The sequence below is a fragment of the Gordonia sp. i37 genome, from assembly GCF_002043085.1.
In the GTDB taxonomy this organism is placed as follows: domain Bacteria; phylum Actinomycetota; class Actinomycetes; order Mycobacteriales; family Mycobacteriaceae; genus Gordonia; species Gordonia polyisoprenivorans.
On sequence record NZ_MVPX01000664.1, the window covers coordinates 1 to 483 of the forward strand.

The window sequence follows — 483 nt, forward strand, 5'->3', positions numbered from 1 at the left end:
CCCCGACTCGGTGCGGAAGTAGGTAAAATCGGCTACCCACAACCGATTTGGTGCCGCAGCATAGAACTGTCTGTCGACCAGATCCGCCGGCCGCGACGCTGCCGCATCAGGGATGGTCGTACGCACTCGCTTCTTCTTACTCGCGCCATGCCATCCCATCTCCCGCATCACTCGTTCAACAGTGCATCGAGCAACATCAATACCACTGCTGCGCAATACTATCCATGTCTTGCGTGAACCCAGAACCCGCATCAGCGGTCGCTTCCGGCGCAAAGCGAAGATCGCATCGATGACCTGCGCATCGGCGAACATGCGGGCGCTCGGCCCGCGGTTGATGTGATCATAGTAAGTGGACGGGGCGATGTGGATACCATGCTCGCAGAGCACGGCGCACATCGAATCGACGCCCCAGACAAGGCCATCCGCACCCACCTGGTGTCCCTGGTGAGTGCGGATGAACTCCACAATTAGCGGTGTGGCCGG

At 59.8% G+C, this 483-nt stretch carries 1 protein-coding gene; it reads right to left on the reverse strand.

Annotated elements, in window-relative coordinates:
- The coding region (locus B1964_RS29445; protein WP_139765971.1) for an IS3 family transposase at nucleotides 1-432 on the reverse strand (432 nt) is incomplete at its 3' end.
- Between the last annotated feature and the right edge of the window lie 51 nt (nucleotides 433-483).